At 41.7% G+C, this 7,208-nt stretch carries 4 protein-coding genes and 1 pseudogene; all 5 read left to right on the top strand.

Translation table 11 applies throughout. The features are described 5' to 3' along the window. Nucleotides 1-780 (top strand): ABC transporter ATP-binding protein (locus BTA30_RS22290; protein ID WP_076764261.1); only part of this gene is annotated, 780 nt, incomplete at its 5' end. Then, the gene (locus BTA30_RS22285; protein WP_076764258.1) at nt 764-1,420 is read left to right on the top strand and encodes an ABC-2 transporter permease; all 657 of its coding nucleotides are present in this window, start codon (nt 764-766) and stop codon (nt 1,418-1,420) included. The genes BTA30_RS22290 and BTA30_RS22285, both read left to right, overlap by 17 nt. A 985-nt stretch (nt 1,421-2,405) precedes the next feature. Next, nucleotides 2,406-4,225: pseudogene (gene manR / locus BTA30_RS22275) on the top strand (mannose transport/utilization transcriptional regulator ManR). Nucleotides 4,226-4,374: 149 nt separating this feature from the next. Further along, nucleotides 4,375-6,315 (top strand): PTS fructose transporter subunit IIABC, encoded by a 1,941-nt coding sequence (locus tag BTA30_RS22270; protein WP_076764253.1) that lies wholly within the window; start codon nt 4,375-4,377, stop codon nt 6,313-6,315. Between the two features lie 14 nt (nt 6,316-6,329). Beyond that, nucleotides 6,330-7,208 (top strand): mannose-6-phosphate isomerase, class I (gene manA / locus BTA30_RS22265; protein ID WP_076764251.1); only part of this gene is annotated, 879 nt, incomplete at its 3' end.

Below are 7,208 nucleotides of genomic sequence, written 5' to 3'. Positions count from 1 at the left end.
TTTATCGGTCCGAACGGAGCCGGGAAAAGCACGACAATCAAGCTGATCATGAACTTGATCAAAAAAGATGAAGGTGAAATCAGCATTTTCGGCATGGATAACGAAAAACACAACATTGACATTAAGCAGAGAATCGGCTTCGTCTATGATGAAAACCATTTTTATGAAGAGCTGACGCTCAGCGAAATGAAGGACATCATCAGCCCATTTTACAACAAGTGGGATGAAGCCGTTTTTCAGCGGTATGCAAAAGATTTTCAGCTACCTTTGAAAAAACAGATCAAACACTTGTCAAAAGGGATGAAAATGAAGTTCTCGCTGGCGATCGCCCTTTCCCATCATGCCGAGCTTCTGATCATGGATGAACCGACCTCCGGTTTGGACCCTCTCGTCAGGTCGGAACTGCTGGATGTATTGCAAACCCTTTTGCAGGACGAAAACAAATCGATTTTCTTTTCGACTCATATTACATCCGACTTAGAGAAAGTCGCCGATTTTATTACTTTACTCGATAACGGACGAGTCGTTTTAAGCAAGACAAAGGATGAACTTTTAGAGGAGTACTGCATTGTCAAAGGAAACAATGACACGCTGCATCGAGGGTATGAAGACATCTTGATCGGCCTTAAGAAAAACAGCTTTGGTTTTGAAGCGCTGTCCAGACATAAGCAAGAAGTCGTTCAGCAATTCGGGGATTCCGTCATGATAGAAAAACCTACTTTGGAAGATATTATGGTATTTTCAACCAACAGGAGTGATCATCGTGTATCATCTTATTAAAAAGGATATTTTGATGCAGAAGAGAGCAATAAAATTATCGCTGTTATTGATGATTTTTTTTACTTTCACCTTCTCTCAGCTAGAACTTGTCGGTTATACGGTCGCCGTTTTGGCCGTCACTTATCAACTGGCATTAGGCGCAAGCTCGTTGGAAGATAAAAACAACAGTGATAAAATCTTAATCAGCCTCCCCATAAAAAGAAATATCATTGTTTTGTCAAAATATGTATCAATCTATGTGTATACGGCTTATGCCATTCTTGTCTACTTTTTGATTAATATGATCGGAAATTCCCTGCACCTGCCGCTTGATTTTCCATTAACATTTGCAGGAGCCATGGGTGCTGTCGTAGCTGTCACTTTATTTAGTTCCGTCTCATTTCCGTTGATTTTTAAGTATGGCTATTTGAAATCCAAAATGGCGAATCTCATTATTTTTTTCACCTTTATATTTGGAGGATCGGCAGTTTTTAAATTTTTGGACCAGGATGAAAATGTTGCTCTCAACCAGAAATTAATCGCATTTCTCGGCAAAATGTCAAACATGGGCAGCTTTATACTATTGATCGCTGGACTGCTCATCATCATCATTTGTTCATATGGTATTTCTCTCAGCTTCTATAAAAAGAGAGAGTTTTAATCTTGAGGATGGCTCCATCTGATCCTTTTTTTTCATATATAAACCGTTCAGACGGTATAAGTAAAATCACTCAACCGGCTAAAGGGTGATTGAAATGGAATCAAAATCTAATGAAAAACCCCGGCTTTAAATACAGCGACGCAAATCACGATTTTAATGCTTTAGGCTGCTCAAAAGATCGGCATTAGCAAAAGGGATTGCTGCAGCTGTATCACTTCAAGAATCTCTGATAAAGGGGCTGGCACAATAGATTTCCGGAGAAACACCCCTGACATTTAACGAAATCGGGAGAGATCGGTCCAGCTGAAAAAAATGGAAGCACGCCCTTATTGAAGCCCCCAGATTGGACTTTGAACATCATGCGTGTAGGCGTTTTAGCGTCTTCCCGATTAACGAGGATACAAGCTATCAATCCACCCTGGACCAAATTGGAAGGATTCCTATAACCGTCACCATCATCCGCCTAGCAATAGATGCAGATGGCCTCTATGACTCTCAAATGTTAAATAAAGCGCCGATAAGAGAGGGAATGTAAAAAGAAGTGTTCCAGAAGCTGATCAATATGACTAAAAGAGAGCAGTAAATATAAATGCTTATATCACTTGCCATTACAGGTGAAATGTTTTAACAGTTCAATGCTGAAAGCCGCAGATGGATTTAAAACATTATTGCCAAGCCTTGGTGTCGTCATTGGATACGGGACAGTTTTTTATGCTTTATCTTTACACTGCCGCTCTTTCAACACACTGATGCTTGTGCGATCATCCTCATTATTAAATAGATCAAACAGAAAAAGAACCGTCAAACAGACGTTTCTTTTTTTGTCTTCTTCAACTGATAAAAACATTTTTTCCGGAAGTTTCGGTAAAAAATCAAACTTTTGCCTCTTTTATTTCGCTGTATAATGTAAACGGTTTCGTTTATAGTATACTTATACTATCATTTCAACAAAAGCTGAAACTTACAGGAAGGATAGAAAAAACAGATGAAATACATGAATACGAGGCAAAAAGACATTTTGAATCTGTTGTTATCTGAACCTGATAACTATTTAATCGTGCAAGATTTCGCAGACAAGGTGAAGTGTTCTGAAAAAACGATCCGAAATGACCTTAAAACGATTGAAGACTATTTAAATGAACATTCTCATGCTCAACTCATTCGCAAACCAGGGTTAGGCGTTTATTTAAACATAGAAGAGCATGAAAGGGTCCGGTTAAGTCATCAATTATACATTGAAGACAATGGTGCAGCACATCAAACCGATGAGGAAAGAATGCTGCAAATCGCTTATCGCTTATTAATGAACGCAGAGCCAGTTTCCGCTAAAGACATTGCCGCTCAGCATTTTTTAAATAAGTCCGCGATCAAAAGGGATTTAAATAAAATAGAAGAATGGCTGAAGCGTTTTGATCTCACATTGGTTTCAAAGCAGCGTCTCGGTTTAAAGATTGAAGGAAATGAAAAAAATAAAAGAAAAGCATTGGCCCGAATATCAGATTTGATAGATAATCCGGAATTTACAAGTCAATTTATCAAAAGCAAGTTTTTAAGTCATGAAATAGATTTTGTAAAGAAGGAATTCAAATCATTACAGCAGCGCCACTCTTTATATTTTACAGATGAAACGTTCGAAAATTTACTCATGCATACACTGTTGATGATCCGCCGAATTAAAATGAAACAGCCGATTTCCATTTCCCAAAGAGAAATCGCCATTGTAGAAGAGAAGAAAGAATATCAATGGACATTTGCTTTTTTAAAAAAACTGGAAGCGGTTTTTTCTGTCCGCTTTCCTAAAGAAGAAGCCGTCTATTTGACATTGCACATTTTAGGCGGGAAAGTCCGTTATCCATTGGGGGAAAAAGGGAACAGCGGCCTGGAAAATCCCTTGCTTCCTAAGGTCGTTCGTCATTTAATCGATCGCGTATCTGAACGGAAAGCGCTGGATTTCAGCAAGGATCAAGTTTTGATCAACGGGTTGAACATTCATCTCAATACAGTGCTAAACAGGCTGAGCTATGATCTTTCTGTATCCAATCCGATGCTTCATGACATAAAAAAAATGTATCCATATCTGTTTCATATCATCATTGATGTGCTTGAAGACATGAACCAAACGTTTGCTCTTTCTATTCCAGAGGAAGAAGCCGCATATCTGACATTGCATTTTCAAGCGGCGATCGAACGTTCAAACCGCGGCAGCCAGATGCATAAAAAGGCCATTATTGTATGTCACATGGGCATTGGAATGTCTCAATTATTGCGGACAAAGATTGAACGAAAATTTCCTCAAATCGCTGTGATGGACTGTATTGCAAAAGCCGATTTGGCGGATTATTCAGCAAAGCATGAAGATGTAGAGCTTGTCATCTCTACAGTATCCCTTGAAGATGTAAAGGTTCCTCACATTGTTGTATCACCGCTGTTAGAGTCCGCTGATGAGAAAAGGCTGGGCGTTTTTATGGATCAGCTTGATGAATCGTCCAGCAAAAGACAAAAAACATTTACAATGCTAAACGATACGACTCCGTTTTTAGTTTTTCTGCAGCAGGAGTCAGAACACCGCTATAAATTAATTGAGCATTTAGCAACGACTTTATATGAAAAAGGATATGTAGAAAAAGATTATGGCGCTCATGCCGTGATGCGCGAAAAANNATGCTGGCTGTCAAACATGAGGATCAAAACATGACAAGGCAGTTGTTTCACGAGCTGTCCTATCTTAGTGAGCAGCCGGCTTTCATCCAAAAGCTGACGAAAGAAACAAATGTCATGAAATTCTTATCTTATTTGGATTATTAAACGCGGGCCATCAAGGTCCTTTTTTTATTTTAGAGAAAAAAGCCGATTTTTCCGGAATTAACGGTAAAAAACAGCGCTTTTATTTGCATGATTTTGATATACAGTAGTGACAAGGCCTACTAAATACTTTACTTTGAAGGGGGATTCGCATGAAACTGTTAGCGATTACATCATGTCCGAACGGAATTGCCCATACGTATATGGCGGCAGAAAATCTGCAAAAAGCGGCCGAAAAATTAGGGGTTCAAATGAAAGTTGAAACCCAGGGCGGCATCGGAGTAGAAAATGAGTTGACCGAACAGGAGATTCGCGAAGCAGACGCGATTATTATTGCTGCAGACCGGTCGGTAAACAAAGACCGTTTTATAGGAAAAAAGCTTCTGTCTGTCGGGGTGCAGGAAGGCATACGCAAACCGGAAGAATTGATTCAAAAAGCGGCTGATGGTGATATACCGGTTTATCATTCAGCTTCAAAAGCGGAAGCCGGCAATCAACAGGAGAAAAAACAAAATCCGATTTATCGTCATTTAATGAACGGTGTCTCTTTTATGGTTCCATTCATTGTCGTCGGAGGGCTGTTGATAGCGGTTGCCTTGACGCTTGGCGGCGAAAAAACACCGAAAGGCCTGGTCATTCCGGATGATTCGTTCTGGAAAACGATTGAGCAGATCGGCAGCGCTTCATTCTCATTCATGATACCGATTTTAGCCGGATATATCGCCTACAGCATCGCTGATAAACCGGGGCTTGTTCCAGGTATGATCGGCGGCTATATTGCGGCGACTGGAAGCTTTTACGGCAGTGTGAGCGGTGCAGGTTTCCTCGGCGGGATTATCGCAGGCTTTTTAGCCGGATATGCGGCGCTGGCCATCAAAAAATTAAAAGTACCAAAAGCGATTCAGCCGATAATGCCGATCATTGTGATTCCGGTGTTTGCGTCACTTATTGTAGGTTTGGCATTCGTATTTTTGATCGGTGCGCCTGTAGCTCAGGTTTTTGAATCTTTAACTGTTTGGCTGGCAGGTATGAAAGGGTCGAGTTCCATCCTTCTGGCATTGATTTTAGGCGCCATGATTTCATTTGATATGGGCGGTCCCGTAAACAAGGTAGCATTCCTGTTTGGCTCGGCTATGATCGGAGAAGGAAACTATGAAATCATGGGTCCGATTGCCGTAGCGATTTGTATTCCGCCAATCGGCCTGGGGATTGCTACGTTTTTAGGTAAAAGAAAATTCCAAGCGGCAGAAAGAGAAATGGGTAAGGCGTCATTTACGATGGGATTATTCGGCATCACTGAAGGGGCCATCCCATTTGCAGCGCAAGATCCGCTGCGCGTGATCCCGAGCATTATGGCAGGGTCTATGACAGGATCTGTGATCGCCATGATTGCAAACGTCGGAGACAGAGTGGCGCACGGCGGGCCAATTGTCGCGGTACTTGGAGCAGTTGATCATGTATTGATGTTTTTTATTGCGGTTATTGCCGGATCTCTCGTCACTGCGTTTTTAGTCAACGTGCTCAAAAAAGATATCAGCGGAAGAGACGCTAAACCGAATGAAGTCGCAGCAGTGAAGGAAGACAGGCCGCAGCCGGAACTTCGAACGGAAAGCCAGCCGGCTGAAATTCCGGACATCAAAAAGCTGACAGACATCATTGATACAGAGCTGATCGAACCAACATTAACAGGAGAAACCCGGGATGACATTATCGATGAATTGATTCAAAAATTGTCCCGCACAGATGTATTGCATTCGGAAAGCGAATTTAAACAAGCGATTATGAATCGCGAACAAGAGGGGACAACGGCGATTGGCATGAATATCGCGATTCCGCACGGAAAGTCGGCTGCTGTTAAGAAACCGAGCGTGGCCTTCGGTATTAAACGAGCAGGAGTTGACTGGAACAGCCTTGACGGATCAAAGGCGAAATTAATCTTTATGATCGCCGTACCGAAAGAAAGCGAAGGGAATCAGCATCTGAAGCTTTTACAAATGCTGTCCCGAAAACTGATGGATGACAGCTATAGGGAAAGACTGCTCTCAGTGCAGACAAAAGAGGAAGCATACAAGCTCCTCGATGAAATCATATAAAGCGGGGGATTTTCGTGACGACTGAACCATTATTTTTCAAGCCTGTTTTCAAAGAAAGAATATGGGGCGGCACGGCTTTAGCCGCTTTCGGCTATGATATTCCGTCAGAACAAACGGGAGAGTGCTGGGCTTTTGCCGCACATCAAAATGGACAAAGCGTTGTTCAAAACGGCATGTATAATGGTCTTTCTCTCGGTGAATTATGGGACAAGCACCGGCATTTATTTGGACATATGGAGGGAGACCGTTTCCCTCTTCTCACAAAAATGTTAGACGCAGATCAAGACTTATCCGTTCAAGTCCATCCAAATGATGAGTATGCAAAGACACACGAAAACGGAGAACTTGGAAAAACGGAATGCTGGTATATCATTGATTGCAAAGAAGATGCGGAGATCATTTACGGCCATCACGCAAAAACAAAGGAAGAACTGATATCGATGATAGAGCTTGGAGAATGGGACAAGCTATTGCGCCGCGTGAAAGTGAAGCCGGGGGATTTCTTCTATGTGCCAAGCGGCACCGTTCATGCGATCGGAAAAGGCATTCAGATTTTAGAAACGCAGCAGAATTCCGATACTACCTACAGATTATACGATTATGACAGAAAAGATGCAGCAGGAAACCTGCGCGAACTCCATTTGAAAAAAAGCATTGAGGTGATGGACGTTCCGTCTGCGCCAAATCAGCAAACTGTTCGATATGAACAAACAGATGATCTCCAAGCAGCCTTATTGATTGAATGCCCTTATTTTTCAGTAAAAAAGTGGGATGTAAAAGGAGCAGCCAGTTTAAAACAGGAAAAACCATTCCTTCTTGTCAGTGTCATCGAAGGAGAAGGCTGCATTATATCCGGCGAAAATGAATATGTCTTCAAAAAAGGAGATCATATT

This window comes from Bacillus swezeyi, assembly GCF_001969815.1.
Lineage (GTDB): Bacteria > Bacillota > Bacilli > Bacillales > Bacillaceae > Bacillus > Bacillus swezeyi.
The sequence above is the reverse complement of the archived record's forward strand: the minus strand, read 5'-3'. Positions and strand labels throughout refer to the sequence as shown.